This is a genomic window from Paenarthrobacter sp. TE3676 (genome assembly GCF_056279165.1).
The window spans coordinates 470,629-487,421 of record NZ_JBWBQU010000001.1; the positions used below are offsets into that span (position 1 = coordinate 470,629).

The window sequence follows — 16,793 nt, forward strand, 5'->3', positions numbered from 1 at the left end:
ACGAAGGAACCTTGATGTCAATGCTGAAATCACCGGACCAAATCGCGATGATGCGCGAGGCCGGTCGCGTAGTGGCCAATGCACTGTCCGCAGTCCGGGAGCAAGCTGCAGTGGGTGTTTCGCTTAAGGAACTCGACGACGTCGCTGCCGCCGTAATCTCCGATGCCGGGGCAAAGCCTGCCTTCCTGGATTACCACCCACGCTGGGCGGCTGTGCCGTTCCCCGGCGTCATTTGTACCAGTGTCAACGACGCCGTGGTGCACGGGATCCCCAATGGATACGTACTGGAGGACGGCGATCTGCTCAGCGTCGATTGTGGTGCCTTCGTGGAAGGCTGGTGCGGTGATGCCGCCGTCAGCTTCGTCGTAGGGGACGGAGACCCGGCGGATCATGACTTGGTGAAAGCAACGGAAGCCGCACTTGTCCGCGGTATCGACGCTGCCCGCATAGGAAACAAGATGGGTGACCTTGCCTATGCGATTGGTGGCGAGGCGAAACGTGCCGGATATGGGCTGTTGGCTGATCATGGAGGGCATGGCATAGGACGGACAATGCACGCCGAACCTCCTGTCCCTAACCTGGGACGACCTGGCCGGGGCATGAAGCTCGAGGAAGGCCTGGTCATTGCCATTGAGCCCATGTTGATCCTGGGCGGCAAGGACGACTACTACCACGACGAGGACGATTGGACTCTTCGTTCGGCAAACGGGCGACGCGCCGCCCACAGCGAACACACTGTAGCCGTCACGGCTGACGGGCCGATGATCCTCACTTTGCCGTAGTTTGCCGGGCCTCGTTATCGAGCCGCACCACGCTTTTTGAGGCGTACCACCGGCCGACCGGGAACTGATTCGGACACGGAACTGAAGCCGGCAGCCTTGAAAAGAGAAAGCGTGCCGTGGAACAGGTCCGAGGCCGTCGCTTTGGTCCTATGATCCGTATCCACCGGATAGGCCTCGATGACGTTCGCACCGTTGTTGAAAGCGTGATCCATCGCGGCAGCAAGCAGAGCGGACGACACTCCGGTGCGCCTGTGGTTCGGTGCTACAACAAAGCAACTGACGGCCCAAAGATCGAGGCCGTCCTCCGACCGGAGACCTGCCTCTCTGAGGACCTGGGATCGTTTCAGGCGCGGATACTTGGCTCGTGGTTCCACTGCGCACCAGCCGACCGGACGACCATCCCGGAACGCCAGTACGCCGGGCGCAGGACCTGTTTGGAACGATGACTTCAACAATTCCCTGCGGTCACCGGGCGATGTTCCGGCCCAATCATTGCCGGTAAGGGCGAACCACCGGCACCAGCACCGGGAGGGTTCGCCCTTGGTTCCGAACAATTCCTCAACAGCCGCCCAGGTGGCAGGAGCTGTCTCGATCTTCGAAGCAGGATGGCCGTGTTCCATGGACCCACAATAGGCCGGGCCCGCGTTGCTGGTCCCGTGGACGCCGGAATCGTGGTGCAACGATCACACGCCGGCACCCACCAGTTCGCCTGTTGTGGTGTTGACCAGTAGGGGACCGGTGCCATCAGGACCGTCAACGTCCCTCACGATGGACTCGTCTTCCGGTGGAACTTGTTCGTGGTCGTCCGAGTCCCAGTCATTGCTGTGGTCAGGGGTGCCGGGTACCTCGACAGCAGGTGCTGCATCGGCAGGGGCTGAGGCGCCGGTCATTCGGGTGAAGTTGGCAGAGCCCCACATTAGGTCATGTCCCACTGATTCGGCGTCGATTTCGGCTACGTGATAGACACGGCCCTCATGTTCCCATTGCCGCAACCGGAGCTTCCCAACGACGAGGACGCGCTGTCCCTTTTTCACGCTGCATCCAACGTGTCCGGCGAGGTAGCGGAATGACTGAACCGTGTACCAATTGGTGTTCCCGTCCACCCAGGTGTTGGTGGCGCGGTCGTAGCGGCGTTCCGTGGTGCCCAGGCGGAACGATGCCGTGGACGTGCCCCGTGTTGTGGTGGAGCTCTTGACCTCCGAGGCCACGAAGCCCCGAACGGTGATCATGTCATTCATGGTGGTCCTTCTCGGTTTGGTGAAGTGCCTGTCCGGCTCTTTCAGCTTCATCCAGGGAAGTCAGTGAGGGCAGTGCCTCATGCGCCTATGTGGATAACGGCGGCTGTGGAGGACTAGAGGCACCTTGCATGGGATGGCAAGCAGTTGGCTGATCGCACTGTAAACTCTTTGTGGCGCCAGCGGCCCATGTGGTCTTGGCGCGAGTGCGCCCCAGTAGCTCAGGGGATAGAGCAGCGGCCTTCTAATCCGCCGGTCGGGGGTTCGATTCCCTCCTGGGGCACTGAAACATCCCCCTTGGAACAGCGTCCAAGGGGGATGTCCGCGTTAAAAGGCACTCACTCGTTAGCGCCCTTACTCGAGAAATTCCTTGAGGTTTCGGAGCACCAACTCCCAAGTCGCGGTGGACTGCTCCACTTCCTCCACACTCGAATTGTTGCCTTGAATGATGGTCACTCTTGTTCCGTCAGATTCGTCAGTCACGTTGTATTCCACAGTGTGGTGGTTCTCGGGAACGTCAGGGAGCCCCGAGGATGGACTGTAATGAGTGGTCTTCAGCAACTTCGGAGGATCGAAAGCAAGGATGGTGCCTCTGTCCTGGTACAGCTTGCCGTTGTACTCGCCGGCGTACGTAATCTCATCGCCCACCCGCCACGTCGTGGTGACATTGGTTCCCAGGAAATACTGCCGAATGAGGGCCGGATCAGTCAGGGCTTCCCATACCTTTTCAGGAGGGGCAGCAATGGTGGTCGATGCGACCGCATCAGGTATTGGCCCGCTTCTTGGTCCACGCATTATGCAACCACCTATCGATCTGCCCTGAAATGTCACTTGGAAGCGCTAAACCCTAACTGGGAAAACGCTACGCCCGTCAGCACGCCCTGTGAATGGCGCTCGCAGGTGAATGGCGCACTCGTTTGTGGATGGCAGAATGGCTAGGTGATAAGCAGGCGAACCGCACAGGCATATGGCAGGGCAGCAGACGCATCGAAAGTCCGCGTAGCCGGGTTGTCGCTGATGGTCGCGGCGGCATTGACGATCACCGCTTGCACGGCAACGCCCACGTCATCCACCGTTCAGCCTGCGGTTACTCCCTCACCGTCCGCGAGTCCGGTGGCCACGGCCACCATTGATCCGGCTGTTGCAGCAACCACCTCTGCCGTGGAGTCAACGCTGAAAACCCTGGTAGCCAGCAACCCCAAGCCCGACCGCGAAACCCTGCGTGCGGCCCTGGTTGCTGCAGGCATCCCCAACGCCAACGTAGAGGTGTCCGTGAGCCGTACGCCCACGGGCCTTGACGTGGATGCGATGGAAGCCGCAGCGCTGACGGGGGAGAGCTGCATCATGGGGCAGATCCGCGACGGCGGGGTAGTGGTTACGGTGCTGCCGGTGCTGGCCACCGGAAAATGCTTCGTGGGAGACGCCCGCTAGCTCCACCGCAGGGCTCGAATGTGAGTTATGTACGCCTACCCATTAGATTTAAGGGCATGGCGGAATTCATTTACACGATGACCAAGGCTCGCAAGGCCGTTGGCGACAAACTTATTCTGGACGACGTCAGCATGTCGTTCTTCCCTGGCGCGAAGATCGGCGTCGTGGGTCCGAACGGTGCTGGCAAGTCCACCATCCTGAAGATCATGGCCGGACTGGACACCCCGTCAAACGGCGAGGCCCGCCTGAGCCCCGGCTACACCGTGGGCATCCTCCTGCAGGAACCGCCGCTGAACGAGGAAAAGACCGTCCTGGGCAATGTCCAGGAGGGTGTTGGCGAGATCTACGGCAAGATCCAGCGCTTCAATGAGATCTCCGAAGAAATGGCTAACCCGGATGCGGACTACGAGACGCTCCTGGACGAGATGGGCAAGCTTCAGGAAGCCATTGATGCTGCTGATGCCTGGGACATCGATTCCCAGCTCGAGCAGGCCATGGACGCACTGCGCTGCCCGCCGGCTGATTCCGATGTCACAGTCCTCTCCGGTGGTGAGCGCCGCCGCGTAGCACTGTGCAAGCTTCTCCTGCAGAAGCCCGACCTCCTGCTCCTTGATGAGCCCACCAACCACTTGGACGCCGAGAGCGTACTTTGGCTTGAGCAGCACCTGGCTCAGTACCCCGGCGCTGTCCTTGCCGTGACCCACGACCGTTACTTCCTTGACCACGTGGCTGAATGGATCGCAGAAGTCGACCGCGGCCACCTCTATCCGTATGAGGGCAACTACTCCACCTACCTGGAGAAGAAGAAAGCCCGCCTGGAGGTCCAGGGCAAGAAAGACGCGAAGCTTTCCAAGCGCCTTACCGAGGAACTTGAGTGGGTGCGCTCCAACGCCAAGGGCCGCCAGACCAAGTCCAAGGCCCGTCTGGCCCGCTACGAGGAAATGGCTGCCGAGGCCGAGCGCACCCGCAAGCTGGACTTCGAAGAGATCCAGATTCCGCCTGGACCGCGCCTGGGTTCTTTGGTCATCGAGGCCAAGAACCTGAAGAAGGGCTTCGACGATCGGGTGCTGATCGAAGACCTTTCCTTCTCGCTGCCCCGCAACGGCATCGTCGGCGTCATTGGACCCAACGGTGTGGGTAAGTCCACGCTGTTCAAGACGATCGTCGGTATGGAGCCTTTGGACGATGGTGAGCTCAAAATCGGCGAGTCCGTGAAGATCTCCTACGTGGACCAGTCCCGTGGCGGCATCGATCCCAACAAGTCCCTGTGGGAAGTTGTCTCCGAAGGCCATGACTTCATCCAGGTCGGCCAGGTTGAGATGCCTTCGCGTGCCTACGTTTCGGCGTTTGGTTTCAAGGGACCGGACCAGCAGAAGAAGGCGGGTGTCCTCTCCGGTGGTGAGCGCAACCGCCTGAACCTGGCCCTGACACTCAAGCAGGGTGGCAACCTCCTGCTCCTTGACGAACCTACTAACGACCTCGACGTCGAAACCCTGAGCAGCCTTGAGAACGCCCTTCTCGAGTTCCCGGGCTGCGCCGTAGTGGTATCGCACGACCGTTGGTTCCTGGACCGGGTTGCGACCCACATCCTCGCCTACGAAGGTGACGACGAGAACCCCTCCAAGTGGTACTGGTTCGAGGGCAACTTCGACTCCTACGAGGAGAACAAGGTGGAGCGCCTCGGCCCCGATGCCGCAAAGCCGCACCGGGTGACCCACCGCCGCCTGACCCGCGACTAGTAGTAAGCCGCAAACACAAGAGGCCGGTCCCAGCAGGGATCGGCCTCTTGGCTTTAAGGCAAGGCTACGGAATCCGGACCATGCCTTCCTGGGCCACCGTGGCAACGTGCTGCCCGTCCCGGTTGAAGATGCGTCCCGTGGCGAGTCCCCTGGCACCCTGGGCACTGGGGGATTCCTGCACATACAGCATCCACTCGTCCACCCGCACGGGACGGTGCCACCACATGGCGTGATCGAGGCTGGCAACGCTCATGCCCGGCGTCATCCAGGCCAGGCCGTGCTTACGGAGGATGGGTTCCAGCAGCGTGTAGTCGCTCGCGTACGCCAAGGCGGCCCGGTGAAGGTTGGGCTCATCGGGAAGGGGGCCCATGGTCTTCATCCAGACAGCATTGGTAGCTTCATGATCGGTGGGTGGGGACACGTAGAGCGCGGGGTCGATGTGGCGGACGTCGAAGGGCCGCTCTGAAGACATGTGCCGTGCCATGGGGTGATCGTAGTGGGACAACAGCTCGGCGGTGCTGGGCAGGGTTTCCGGATCAGGGATGCCCTCAGGCATCTGTGCCTGATGGTCCAGGCCGCTGTCTTCCACCTGGAAGGAAGCGATCATTGAGAGAATCGGTACGCCGTCCTGGTAGGCATGTACGCGGCGGGCCGAGAAGGACCGGCCATCCCGCAGCCTCTCCACACCGAAGGTGATGGGTTTGTTGGCATCACCCGGACGGAGAAAGTATCCGTGCATGGAGTGCGCCACCCTGTCCGGCTCAACGGTCCTCATGCCGGCCATCATGGACTGCGCCAGCACCTGGCCACCAAAAACGCGGTGCCTGGGTTGCTTTTGGGACGGCCCCAGGAAAATGTCCTCGTTGGTGCGGGCTCCGTCAAAGTCACCAAGATCCAGCAGGCCAATCAGCACTTCCATGGGGTCTTCTACGGGTGCCTCCACCTCGAGGCCAGCGTTCGTGTCAGTCATGGTTCGACTTTAGACGGCACCCCAACCCCTCTCAACCGGGGACATGCCGGTAGAGTCGATGATGTGACAGACGTCTTGACCCAGTCCTTCCGCTTCGCCGATTCCCGCGACCTCGCTGACCTGCGAACCTTCGTTACGCGGGCAAAGAGCATCGACGACGGCGCTATCCGCCTTCAGGCCACGGGCAATGTCCTGGCTGCCTACGTGTGTGTGCTGAGGCCCCGCATCCTGGGCGAATCAACCCCTACAATTCTTGGCCTGCGAACCATGGCCCTGGCAGAGCCTGCGCAAGCCGACGTTACTGTGACGCTCGCGTCCGTTTTGGACCGGCTGGCCCGCTCAGGGGCCGAGGATGTGGAACTGCCCATCCCGCCGTCGACAGTTTCTGAATCCTGGGCGGGCGTTGGCGCACCGCGGACCGGCTGGGAAGCCCAAGGAACAGTTCCCGACGCCGACCTCAAGTCTGCGGCGGAGGCCGGCATTGCGGAGGTGGCGGGCGTCATTCCCGCTTTGGCGGGCGCCGCAGTGGTCAACACAGCCAGGGCCTCAGTGTGGGGCCGGGAACTGCCATGTCTGGACGGGTTGCCGGCAGGTGCGGCTTTCGCCGCTTTCGCTTTGGGTTTCCTGGGCGAGTCCGAGCAGAAGGTCTTCCGCAATGGCCGCTGGTTCCGCCTGAGCGGCCCTCGCGGCCATGTGCTGGTCCGGACCGGAGCAGGCCTGGGGCTCGGTTTCTAGGACCTAGGCCTCAGGGCCTGTCGAAGGGCTATTGACCATGGTCAGCGCTGCGCGCTCCATGTAGTCCCACAGCGTGCCCTCATGCAACGGCGAGAGCTCCAAAGAGTCCACGGCCGTGCGCATATGAAACAACCAGCGGTCCTTGGCTTCGGGGGTCACCCGGAACGGCATATGGCGCATGCGCAACCGTGGGTGGCCGCGTTCTTCGCCGTAGGTGGTTGGACCGCCCCAGTATTGCTCCAGGAACATGAGGAAGCGGCGCTTTGCCGGTTCGAGGTCCTCTTCGGGGTACATGGGTCGAAGCAACGGGTCTGTGGCTACGCCGTCGTAAAAGACGTCGATGAGCTTGACGAACGTCTCATGGCCGCCAACTGCCGCGTAGAAGCTGTCCGTGTAGGCGGGCTGGCTGAACGGATCGTTCTGCATCAGCTGGCGTCGGGGGCCCGCCTGCGGTGCTGGCGGTTGCCCACCTGCAGAGTTACTCATTGGACTTCTCCTCGGCTTTGGTGACGCGCGGTGCGCCTGCTGTGACGGGCGCAGCTGCAGCGCCTGGTTCGTCGCTGGTGTCAGGTGTCTCCAGCGGTACGTAGTCGCCCTGCGAACGGTTGCCCACGCGGAGGATTTCGCCGTTGCGAAGGTACCAGATGGCGCCGTCTTCAGCGCGGACCCGGGTAATGCGCAGGCCCACCGATTCAACGGTACCAATGACTTCGCTGGTAACGATCACGTCGCCGATTCCGTATTGGTCCTCAATGGTGATGAAGATTCCCGCGAGGAAGTCGCGGATCAACTGCTGGGCGCCGAAACCGATGGCAACACCGAGGATGCCCACGCTGGTCAGGAGCGGTGCGACGTCCACGTTCATGTATTTGAGGACGTAGATGATCACGATCACCACCACCACAACGCTTACCAGGCTTGTCAGCAACGAGCCGATGGTCTCGGCGCGCTGGGAGCGTCGTTCATGGTCCAATGCACGGATTGCGGGTTGCACCCACTTGAAGTGCGGCTTCTTGAAGAAAGAACTGCCCGCCGAGACTCGTCGCGTAATGCGCAGGATGATGAACCGCGCCACGATCCACACAGCCAGGCCTACGCCCACTGTGATGAGGATCGACATGAGGTCGATTTTTTCGGGTTCAATGTTGATGGTTTCCGCCAGGGGGATGGAGGTCAAGGTGGAATAGCTCCTTGTCGTCGGCCCGTGTTCGCCGGGCGCGGAACACTCTGTCCACCTACAACCCTAGCGCCGTAGCGTGACGGTATGCGCATCCTGGTCTTGGGCGGTACCGCCTTCTTGTCAGCAGAAATCGCCCGGCAGGCTGTTGAAGCCGGGCATGAGGTCACCTGTTTGGCTCGCGGCAGTTCAACAAGCCCGCCCGACGGCGTCACTTGGGTCAGGAGCGACCGCGCGGCGGGTGCAACGGCCTTCGCGGAGATCGACGGACGCTGGGACGAAGTGGTGGATGTTTCCCGGGATCCGGTACAGGCGCGTGTGGCACTGGACGTGCTGGGCCCTTCCGCCGCTCATTGGACCTTTGTTTCAAGTTGCTCCGTGTACGCGGACCACTCAATGCCTGACGCGGATGAGAATGCGTCCCTCTTGGAGCCCTTGCCTGAAGGCCAGGCAGGCACCCCGGAAACGTATGGGGAGTCCAAGTCGGCGATCGAGCAAATGACGCTTGCCGCTGTGGGGGAAAAGGCGCATATCGTCCGGGCGGGACTCATTGGCGGACCCGGGGACGGCACCGACAGATACGGTTATTGGCCTGCCCGATTCGCTGCGAACACTGACACGGTACTGGTCCCGGACATCCCGGACGACGCCACCCAGATCATTGATGTCCGGGACCTCGCGGCGTGGATCCTGCAGTCCGCGGAGGAAGGGCTGACGGGAATTTACAACGCCTTGGGAGAGGTAGTGCGGTTCGAGGACTACATCGCCGAGTCCCAGCGGGCGGTTGGAACCCCGGACTTCGTCGTGCCTGACGTGGATTGGCTCGTGCAGCACGGTGTCGAATACTGGTCCGGCCCGGATTCCCTGCCTCTGTGGCTCCCGTCAGGCCATGACGGCTTTCAGGCGCGGAGCAACCGGGCGGCACGTGAGCGCGGAATGGTCCTGCGGCCGTGGCAGGAAACCCTGGCGGCCACGCTCGAGGATGAACGGGCGCGAGGCCTGGACAGGGAACGAAAAGCCGGCCTGAGCCGTGAAACGGAACAAAGGCTCGTGGCACTCTGGCAGCTCGAACAGCGTTAGGCTGCTGCCGCCGTCGTGATCGGTTCGTGGAGTACCGGGAAGTTGACGCTGCGGGCGATGAAGCAGACCTGGTTGGCTTCATGGTGAAGCTGCGGGACCAAGCTTTCGTGGGCGGGATCGGCAATGATGACGTGAGGCTTCAGGGTGACGCTTTCGAACTGCCCGCTGCCGTCCCGGTTGAGCTTCATGAGGCCTTCGGCGTTGTCCTCGTAGCCGGTAACTACCACCCCATGCTTGACGGCCACGTGCAGGAAGGACAACATGTGGCATTGCGAGAGGGCCGCAAGTAACAACTGTTCCGGGTTGTAGCGTGTCCGGTCGCCGTGGAACGTCGGATCTGCTGAGCCCTTCAAGGTGGGCAAGCCACTGATTTCGACGTCGTGGTCCCTTGAATATCCCCGGTAGCTGGCCGTGCCTTCGCCGAGGTTTCCGGTCCAGCGGACGGTCAGTGCGTAATGGTGTTCGTGGAGGCCCATGCGGACAGTTTAGCTTTGGGGCCACAACCGTCCGCACGGGCCTCACGATCCTGCGGGCTTAGACGTCTGCTGCCCGTGCGCGCAGTGCCCGGGCTACGCTGTCCCGGTTTTCCAGCATCATGCGGCGCAGTGCTGCGCTCTCCTCCGGAAGACCGGCCAGGAACTGGTCCGTGCGTTCCACGGTGGCCTGCGTGGTGAGCTGTGCCGGGTAGAGACCTACCACAATCTGCTGGGCCAGGGCGTGCGTTCGGTCCTCAACGATTCCGGGTACGGCCTCGAAGTACTTCTCCGCGAAAGGTTCCAACAAGCCGGTGTCCACGACTCGCATGAAGCCGGCCACGGCTGAGGCTTGCAAGGCGTTGGAGAGTTCTCCTTTGACCACGATCGAGTCCCAAGCTGCTGCCTTGGCCTCCGGCGTGGGGATGGCTGCTGTCGCCTGGGCTGCTGCATTTTGGCCGTTGGAAGTGTTGTCCCGGGAAAGCTCCTCGTCGATCCGGGCTTGGCCCTGCCGGCCGCCGGCAACAAGGGCCGTCAGCAGTTCCCAACGCATGTCTTGGTCGATGCTGAGTCCTTCGAGGGTCTCCGTACCGTCCAAAAGGGCCTGAAGACGGTCGAACTGTCCGCCACTGCGGGCCAGCTGGGCATACGACTTGGCGAACTGCAGCTGGGCATCCGAACCTGCGACAGCTGCCGATGCGAGCTCCCACAACTTGTCCGCAGCCGCGGTCGTTGAGTCAAGCTTGTGATCGGCGGCCACGAAATAGGTCAAGGTGGTGGCGAGCTGGCGCAGCTGGACCAGGATCACGGAGGAGTCTGTTTCCGAGGCGATGTTCGCCAGGATCAGTTCTATGTAGCCGCGGGCCGGGGTTTCGCCGTCGCGGGCGGCGTCCCAGGCCGAACCCCACACCAAAGTGCGGGGCAGGCTGGTGGCGAAGTCCTTCAGGTGGGCTTTGGCGGTGGCAAGGGAGTGCTCATCGAGGCGGACCTTGGCATACGCGAGGTCGTCGTCGTTCAACAGGATCAGGTCCGGCCGGGCTTTGCCAACCAAGGCAGGTACCTCGGTACGGGGGCCATCGACGTCGAGTTCCTCGCGGTGGGTCCGCTCCAGCTTGCCTTCGCCCGAGAGCGAGTAGAAGCCAACGGCCAGGCGGTGCGGGCGGAGCGTGGGCTGTTCGTCGATCGCGGTTTGCAGGATCGCGAAATCGGTAATGTTGCCGTCCGCGGCAACGGTCAGCTCCGGGGCGAGGGTGTTCACACCGGCAGTTTCGAGCCAGAGCTTGCCCCACGCGTCCAGGTCGCGGCCGGACGCAGCTTCGAGCTCCACCATGAGGTCCGCGAGCTCGGTGTTTTTCCAAGCGTGCTTGGCGAAGTACGTGCGGACGCCTGCCATGAACTGTTCAGGTCCCACCCAAGCCACCAATTGTCGTAGGACAGAGGCGCCCTTGGCGTAGGTGATGCCGTCGAAGTTCACCTCGACGTCTTCGAGGTTGTTGATCTCGGCGAAGATCGGATGCGTGGTGGGCAACTGGTCCTGCTTGTAGGCCCAGGACTTTTCCACGGAGGCGAACGTGGTCCAGGCCCGGTCAAATTCGGTGTTCTCTACGGCGGCCAGGTGAGACATGTATTCGGCAAAGGATTCGTTGAGCCAGAGGTCGTTCCACCAACGCATGGTTACCAAGTCCCCGAACCACATGTGCGCCAGCTCGTGCAGGACCGTGATGGCGCGCCGCTCAATCTGTGCACCCGTGACCTTTCCACGGAAAACGTAGCCCTCCAGGATGGTCACGGCACCGGCATTCTCCATGGCTCCGGCATTGAACTCCGGGACGAAGAGCTGGTCGTACTTCTCGAACGGGTACGGGAACCCGAATTGTGCCTCGAAGAACTCGAAGCCTTGGCGGGTCAGTTCAAAGATGTTGTCCGCGTCGAGGTACTGCATGAGTGACTTGCGGGCAAATACTCCCAGCGGGATGACGCGGCCATCTGAGCTGGTGACCTCGGAGCGGACCGACTGGTACGGTCCGGCAATCAAGGCGGTGACGTAGGAAGACAGTCGGGGCGTGGGGGCAAATTTCCACACCGAACGTGCGGTGCCGTCATCGGCGCCAGGGGCTTCAACGGGAACCGGCGTGGGGGAGTTGGAGATCACGTCCCAATGCGAAGGAGCGGTGACGGTAAACGTGAAGCTGGCCTTCAGGTCGGGCTGTTCAAAGACGGCGAACATGCGCCTGGAGTCAGGAACTTCGAACTGCGTGTAGAGGTAAACCTCACCATCAACAGGGTCAACGAATCTGTGGAGTCCCTCACCGGTGTTCATGTAGGGAGCGTCTGCCACCACCACGAGTTCGTTGTCCGCTGACAGATCCGGGAGCTGGATGCGGACGCCGTCAGAGACCTCAGCGGGGTTCAGCTCGGTGCCGTTAAGAGTCACTCTGTGGACCGCTGCGGTGATGGCATCGATGAACGTGGACGATCCCGGCTCCGCGGAAAACTTCACAACAGTGGTGGAGCCGAAGGTCTCTGCTCCCTGGGTCAGGTCCAGGGTGACGTTGTACGACTCGACGTTGAGTAGTTCGGCGCGCGTGGCGGCTTCATCGCGCGTAAGATTCAGGCCTGGCAAGTGGTGCCTCCGGAGATTTGGGATGGCCGGCCCGTCATGGCCGGTCGCTGGTGTGAAGTCATTCTTTCACTCCACGCCGTGAAGGCAAGGAGCGGGCACCACAGTGTCGCACCACGGAGTAGCGTTGGATTATGGCATCGTTCCGGGACACCCTCGATTTCCGCGCACTGAGGTTTGCGGTCGCCTTTCCGTTGCTTCTCGCCGTCGGGTTTGTCGTGTGCGCCCAGATGCTGCGCAACGACCTCCCAAACCCGGTCGCCGTTATGTGGAGCGCCGACGGCGGCTCTTCCTTCGCTCCTTTCGGCGCCTACGTGGCAGGCGGCGCTGCCCTCATCACCTTCTGCGGTTGGGCAGTCTTCCTCCAAGCGGTGTCGATTTCCCGGCCGGTGGTCATGCGCCGCGTCATGATGGGTGTGGGCCTCATGGTCAGCCTTTTCATCACCACCGTGTTGGCTGCAGGTCTGGTCGGCCAGTCCGGGCTGGCGGACGCGCGCGAGTCCCACGTTGATCCGATCGTGCTGGCCATGGGCAGCGGAGCCGCTGTGGCGCTGGGCGTCATCATGATGTTCGCCTTTAAGCCGGACCCTCGTTGGACCAGGGAAGATGACGTTGCGCTCGAAGAAGAGTTGAGACTTCTCGAAGATCCCGATCTCGCCCGCGACACGCTCAGGCTGTGGGTGCATGCCCGGAGTTCCGTTTTCGTCATGATCATAGTCTCGGCACTGTTCCCCGCTGCGCTGATAGCCGTGGCAGTTCCATGGCTGGGTGCCTTGGTAGCAGCGGCGGCCCTCATCGGCGCAGGTTTCCTGTTCGCACGGGTGCGGGCGGACAGGGGAGGGTTGCAGGTATTCGCCGGCGGCATCGTCCGCGTCCTGACCGTCCCCGCCGTCGACATCGCTGGGGCAGCCCCTGCGGACGTAAAGGCGGCAGACTATGGTGGGTGGGGCTGGCGGCACCATGACGACGCGACAGCGATGCTCGTCAGCAGTGGCCCGGCCGTCGTCGTAAGGAAACTCAACGGAGGCCGCGTGGCACTTAGCGCAGGGACCCAGGCTTCCGCAGACAAGCTGGCCGGTGTTCTCAACAGGGCGGCGCATCGCGCCCATGGCGACGGGCAGGCCCAACAACCCGGGTAGCGGTACCCTAGGTAGCGCATCCCTCAACGCCGCGCCCGGCCATATGCCGTACCCGCGCGCCAGAAAGAATGGACTTCCTGTGACTACACCCCGCGTCCACATCGCCACGGACCACGCCGGCATGGAACTTAGTGCCCACCTGGTCAGCCACCTCACGGCCAAAGGCTACGAAGTGGTGGATCACGGGCCCAAGGAGTATGACGCCCTGGATGACTACCCCTCCTTCTGCATCAATGCCGGCCTTGCCGTGGTGGCAGACCAGAAAGCCGGTGTGCACGCTCTCGGCATCGTGCTGGGCGGCTCGGGCAATGGGGAACAAATTGCTGCCAACAAGGTCAACGGCGTCCGCGCGGCCTTGGCCTGGAACCTCTCCACCGCGAAGTTGGCCCGCGAACACAACGATGCCAACGTTGTGGCCGTTGGCGGACGCCAGCACACCGTTGAAGAGGCCACGGAACTCATCGAAGCCTTCCTGCAGGAACCCTTCAGCAACGACGAACGCCACGTTCGCCGGATCGGAAAAATTGCGGTGTACGAAACCACCGGCGAGATCGTCGAGTAGTGCCTGAGGGGCATTCGGTCCATAGGCTGGCCCGCCAGTTCCAGGATGTTTTTGGCGGCCGGCGTTTGGATGTCTCCAGCCCGCAAGGGAGGTTTGCCGCCGGCGCGGAGCTACTCACCGGGCACACCATGGTTGAAGCCACTGCCCATGGCAAGCAGCTCTTTCTCAGGTTTGACCACGAGCTGTTCCTGCACGTCCACCTGGGCCTCTATGGGGCCTGGAGCTTTGGCGGAGATAGGTCCTTCACGGGCGCCTCCAGCATCGGGGCTCCGCGTCGTATCGGCGAACGGGAGGCAGGTCCGTCTTCCGACGACGGCGATTACGCCGGCCCGCCTCCTCCCGTGGGCGCGGTGCGTGTCCGGCTGGTGTCCGGGCACGGCTGGGCGGATCTCCGTGGTGCCACCACCTGTGCCGCCATCACTGCGGCCGAGGCAGCCGCCGTGTTGGCGCGGCTGGGCCCGGATCCGCTGCACAATCGCCGGGGTGACCGTGAGGAGTTCATCCGCCGCCTTCGCCGCCGCAAGACTGCGGTGGCCCTGCTTTTGATGGATCAGTCCGTCCTGGCCGGCGTCGGCAACATCTACAGGGCCGAGGTTTTGTTCCGGCAAGCGGTCGATCCGTGGACACCGGGGAGCAGCATTGATGCGGAAACCGCTGGCCGTCTCTGGGACGACACCGTGGACACCATGTCCGACGGCGTCCGTGACGGACGTATTGTTACGACGCCCCCGACGCTGTGGACCGGCGGTGGTGCTGTAGCGCCTGACGCCGATGCCCACTTCGTCTATAAGCGGGACGGCATGCCCTGCCGGGCGTGCGGGACGCTCGTGGGGATGACGGAAATCGGTGCGCGCAAGCTGTATTGGTGTCCCGGCTGCCAGGTGTAGGAGTTCATCTTTGAATAAGAGAAAAAGGGCCCCGATCCGTTGATCGGGGCCCTTTTGCGTGGAGGGGACGACGGGAATCGAACCCGCGTAATCAGTTTGGAAGACTGAGGCTTTACCATTAAGCTACGTCCCCAGGACGGATATCCTTGTTCAGGACATCTTCCTGGTGGCTGTTGAAGCCGGGTACTACTAAACCTAATTCCGGCGGCAGTGTCAAATGTGCATTCTGGGCTCGCTTGCCCGTAGACTGTCCTGTGCGTTCGGGGTGTAGCTCAGCTTGGCTAGAGCGCCTGCTTTGGGAGCAGGAAGTCGCAGGTTCAAATCCTGTCACCCCGACTCTGTGTTTGTGTCCGCTTCAGGGGCACGACAGAAACCCATACCCACAAAATCAGGAGTACTTAGACTGTGAAGAGCGCTGTCGAGAACCTCACCGCAACGCGGGTCAAGCTCAACGTTGAGGTTCCCTTTGAGGAACTGAAGCCGAGCATCGATGCCGCGTACAAGACCGTTGCTTCGCAGATCCAGGTTCCCGGATTCCGCAAGGGCAAAGTTCCCTCCAAGCTGATCGACCAGCGCGTTGGCCGTGGCTATGTTCTGGAGACTGCCATCAACGATGGCCTCAACGGCTGGTACCAGGCTGCAGTTCAGGAAACGGGTGTTCGCCCCCTGAGCCGTCCCGAAGTTGAAATCACCGAGGTTCCGGACCCGTCCGCAACCGATGGTGAACTCAAGTTCCAGGTGGAGATCGACGTCCGCCCCGAGATCGAGCTGCCGGACTACGCCGGCATCAAGGTTGAGGTTGCGGCTGCTGAGTCTTCCGAAGCTGACGTTGACAAGGCGCTGGACGAACTGCGTGGCCGCTTCGGCACGCTGAAGTCCGTTGAGCGTCCGGCCAAGAACGACGACTTCCTGACCATCGACATCACCGCCACGATTGACGGCGAAGACATCGATTCCGCTTCCGGCCTTTCTTACCAGGTTGGTGCCGGCACCATGCTCGAAGGCCTCGACGAAGCCGTGACAGGCCTCTCCGCCGACGAAGAAGCAATCTTCGAGACCACGCTGGTTGGCGGCGACCACGCCGGCGAGTCCGCGCAGGTGAAGGTTGTTGTCAAGGCTGTCAAGGAGCGCGAGCTCCCCGAAGCAAACGACGACTTCGCTCAGCTCGCCTCGGAGTTCGACACCCTTGCTGAGCTCCGTGAGGACCTCGCCAAGCAGGCTGCGGACTCCAAGGTAGTCGAGCAGGGCGTTGAAGCACGCGACAAGGTCTTGGACAAGCTCGTTGAGCTCGTTGAGGTTCCCGTTCCGGATTCCGTTGTTGAGGAGCAGATCGAAGCTCACTTCAACCCGGAGAACGCACACGGCGAAGGTGAACACGACACCGAGGAGCACCGCGCCGAGGTCAAGGCCAACACCGAGCGTGCCTTCCAGAACGAGATCATCCTTGACGCCATTGCGGACAAGGAAGAGGTAGACGTCAGCCAGAACGAGCTGATCGACTACATCGTTACCACCGCAAGCCAGTACGGCATGGATCCCAACCAGTTCGCCCAGATCATTGATCAGAGCGGCCAGGTTCCCATGATGGTTTCCGAGGTTCGCCGCCGCAAGGCCCTTGCCGTTGTGCTGGGTCAGGCTGAGGTAGTCGACTCCGAGGGCAACAAGGTTGACCTCACTGACTTCGTCCGCCCCGCCGGCGAAGCAGCAGCCGAAGAGGCTGCAGCGGTTGAGGCAAACGAAGAAGCCGACGTTGTCGCAAGCGACGACCCCGCAGCAGTGAAGTTCTAGTCAACGACTTCAACCGGCCCCGGATCTCTTGATCCGGGGCCGGTTTGCTTTAAGGCTGAACATTGGTGCTGAACGCAGACGTGCGCCGTCAGCGAACAGTGCGATTTCGGCGAACAAATCACCCGCGAAAACGGTTAGTGTCCAAGTAGTGAAGTTCAGTGAGGTCACTGGCACC

General features: G+C 62.0%; 17 protein-coding genes and 3 tRNA genes. 11 read left to right on the forward strand and 9 right to left on the reverse strand.

From position 1 onward, the window contains the following. Nucleotides 1–14 precede the first annotated feature (14 nt). Nucleotides 15–782, forward strand: a complete 768-nt coding sequence (gene map / locus ACZ881_RS02320; RefSeq protein WP_476112297.1) for a type I methionyl aminopeptidase — start codon at nucleotides 15–17, stop codon at nucleotides 780–782. A gap of 14 nt (nucleotides 783–796) precedes the next feature. On the opposite strand, the gene ACZ881_RS02325 is transcribed toward map, so the two are convergent. Next, nucleotides 797–1,402, reverse strand: coding sequence for a GNAT family N-acetyltransferase (locus ACZ881_RS02325; protein ID WP_178994853.1), 606 nt, complete (start codon nucleotides 1,400–1,402; stop codon nucleotides 797–799). 63 nt (nucleotides 1,403–1,465) lie between these two features. After that, the gene (locus ACZ881_RS02330) at nucleotides 1,466–2,020 is read right to left on the reverse strand and encodes a single-stranded DNA-binding protein (protein ID WP_476112299.1); all 555 of its coding nucleotides are present in this window, start codon (nucleotides 2,018–2,020) and stop codon (nucleotides 1,466–1,468) included. A 207-nt stretch (nucleotides 2,021–2,227) separates the two neighbouring features. Here ACZ881_RS02330 and ACZ881_RS02335 point away from each other — a divergent pair. Next, a tRNA-Arg gene (locus ACZ881_RS02335) sits at nucleotides 2,228–2,300 on the forward strand. Nucleotides 2,301–2,371: 71 nt separating this feature from the next. Here ACZ881_RS02335 and ACZ881_RS02340 read toward each other — a convergent pair. After that, nucleotides 2,372–2,812, reverse strand: a complete 441-nt coding sequence (locus ACZ881_RS02340) for an SRPBCC family protein (protein WP_364305939.1) — start codon at nucleotides 2,810–2,812, stop codon at nucleotides 2,372–2,374. A 144-nt stretch (nucleotides 2,813–2,956) separates the two neighbouring features. Between ACZ881_RS02340 and ACZ881_RS02345 the strand changes: the two genes are divergently transcribed. Beyond that, nucleotides 2,957–3,448, forward strand: coding sequence for a DUF6993 domain-containing protein (locus ACZ881_RS02345; RefSeq protein ID WP_476112301.1), 492 nt, complete (start codon nucleotides 2,957–2,959; stop codon nucleotides 3,446–3,448). Between the two features lie 56 nt (nucleotides 3,449–3,504). Continuing rightward, on the forward strand, nucleotides 3,505–5,187 hold the full coding sequence (gene ettA, locus ACZ881_RS02350; RefSeq protein ID WP_011775070.1) for an energy-dependent translational throttle protein EttA: 1,683 nt from the start codon (nucleotides 3,505–3,507) through the stop codon (nucleotides 5,185–5,187). Nucleotides 5,188–5,251: 64 nt separating this feature from the next. Here the strand turns inward: ettA and ACZ881_RS02355 are convergent, their stop codons facing one another. Beyond that, complete coding sequence (locus ACZ881_RS02355; RefSeq protein ID WP_476112304.1) at nucleotides 5,252–6,157, reverse strand: acyl-CoA thioesterase; 906 nt, start codon at nucleotides 6,155–6,157, stop codon at nucleotides 5,252–5,254. Between the two features lie 63 nt (nucleotides 6,158–6,220). On the opposite strand from ACZ881_RS02355, the gene ACZ881_RS02360 reads away from it, so the two are divergent. Next, complete coding sequence (locus tag ACZ881_RS02360; RefSeq protein ID WP_476112305.1) at nucleotides 6,221–6,892, forward strand: DUF8185 domain-containing protein; 672 nt, start codon at nucleotides 6,221–6,223, stop codon at nucleotides 6,890–6,892. Nucleotides 6,893–6,895: 3 nt separating this feature from the next. Here ACZ881_RS02360 and ACZ881_RS02365 read toward each other — a convergent pair whose 3' ends face one another. Both ACZ881_RS02365 and ACZ881_RS02370 read right to left on the reverse strand, forming a co-directional pair. Continuing rightward, complete coding sequence (locus ACZ881_RS02365) at nucleotides 6,896–7,378, reverse strand: globin (RefSeq protein WP_476112307.1); 483 nt, start codon at nucleotides 7,376–7,378, stop codon at nucleotides 6,896–6,898. Next, nucleotides 7,371–8,069 (reverse strand): mechanosensitive ion channel family protein, encoded by a 699-nt coding sequence (locus ACZ881_RS02370; protein WP_017200600.1) that lies wholly within the window; start codon nucleotides 8,067–8,069, stop codon nucleotides 7,371–7,373. Before ACZ881_RS02370 ends, ACZ881_RS02365 begins: the two co-directional genes overlap by 8 nt. Before the next feature lie 87 nt (nucleotides 8,070–8,156). Here ACZ881_RS02370 and ACZ881_RS02375 point away from each other — a divergent pair, with 87 nt between their 5' ends. Beyond that, a complete protein-coding gene (locus ACZ881_RS02375; protein WP_476112309.1) occupies nucleotides 8,157–9,149 on the forward strand; it encodes an NAD-dependent epimerase/dehydratase family protein in 993 nt (330 codons plus the stop codon). On the opposite strand, the gene ACZ881_RS02380 is transcribed toward ACZ881_RS02375, so the two are convergent. After that, the gene (locus tag ACZ881_RS02380) at nucleotides 9,146–9,625 is read right to left on the reverse strand and encodes an OsmC family protein (RefSeq protein WP_091467995.1); all 480 of its coding nucleotides are present in this window, start codon (nucleotides 9,623–9,625) and stop codon (nucleotides 9,146–9,148) included. The two genes, ACZ881_RS02375 and ACZ881_RS02380, sit on opposite strands and share 4 nt — an antisense overlap. A 58-nt stretch (nucleotides 9,626–9,683) precedes the next feature. After that, nucleotides 9,684–12,245: an aminopeptidase N gene (gene pepN / locus ACZ881_RS02385; protein WP_476112311.1), complete on the reverse strand. Its 2,562-nt coding sequence runs from the start codon at nucleotides 12,243–12,245 to the stop codon at nucleotides 9,684–9,686. A 131-nt stretch (nucleotides 12,246–12,376) separates the two neighbouring features. On the opposite strand from pepN, the gene ACZ881_RS02390 reads away from it, so the two are divergent. From ACZ881_RS02390 to ACZ881_RS02400, 3 genes are read left to right on the forward strand one after another with little or no spacing between them, the layout of a single operon-like run. Beyond that, entirely contained in the window at nucleotides 12,377–13,381 is a 1,005-nt protein-coding gene (locus ACZ881_RS02390; protein WP_476112313.1) for a hypothetical protein, read from the forward strand. A gap of 43 nt (nucleotides 13,382–13,424) precedes the next feature. Then, nucleotides 13,425–13,943, forward strand: a complete 519-nt coding sequence (locus ACZ881_RS02395; RefSeq protein WP_091467988.1) for a ribose-5-phosphate isomerase — start codon at nucleotides 13,425–13,427, stop codon at nucleotides 13,941–13,943. Next, nucleotides 13,943–14,830 (forward strand): Fpg/Nei family DNA glycosylase, encoded by an 888-nt coding sequence (locus tag ACZ881_RS02400; RefSeq protein WP_476112315.1) that lies wholly within the window; start codon nucleotides 13,943–13,945, stop codon nucleotides 14,828–14,830. The genes ACZ881_RS02395 and ACZ881_RS02400 overlap by 1 nt, the downstream gene beginning before the upstream one ends. 59 nt (nucleotides 14,831–14,889) lie before the next feature. Here ACZ881_RS02400 and ACZ881_RS02405 read toward each other — a convergent pair. After that, nucleotides 14,890–14,963 (reverse strand) — tRNA-Gly (locus ACZ881_RS02405). A gap of 128 nt (nucleotides 14,964–15,091) precedes the next feature. On the opposite strand from ACZ881_RS02405, the gene ACZ881_RS02410 reads away from it, so the two are divergent. Together ACZ881_RS02410 and tig are read left to right on the forward strand one after the other, a co-directional pair. Next, a tRNA-Pro gene (locus ACZ881_RS02410) sits at nucleotides 15,092–15,166 on the forward strand. A gap of 69 nt (nucleotides 15,167–15,235) precedes the next feature. Continuing rightward, nucleotides 15,236–16,618 carry a trigger factor gene (gene tig / locus ACZ881_RS02415; RefSeq protein ID WP_178994936.1) on the forward strand — a complete coding sequence of 461 codons (1,383 nt, stop codon included), beginning with the start codon at nucleotides 15,236–15,238 and terminating at the stop codon, nucleotides 16,616–16,618. Nucleotides 16,619–16,793 lie beyond the last annotated feature (175 nt).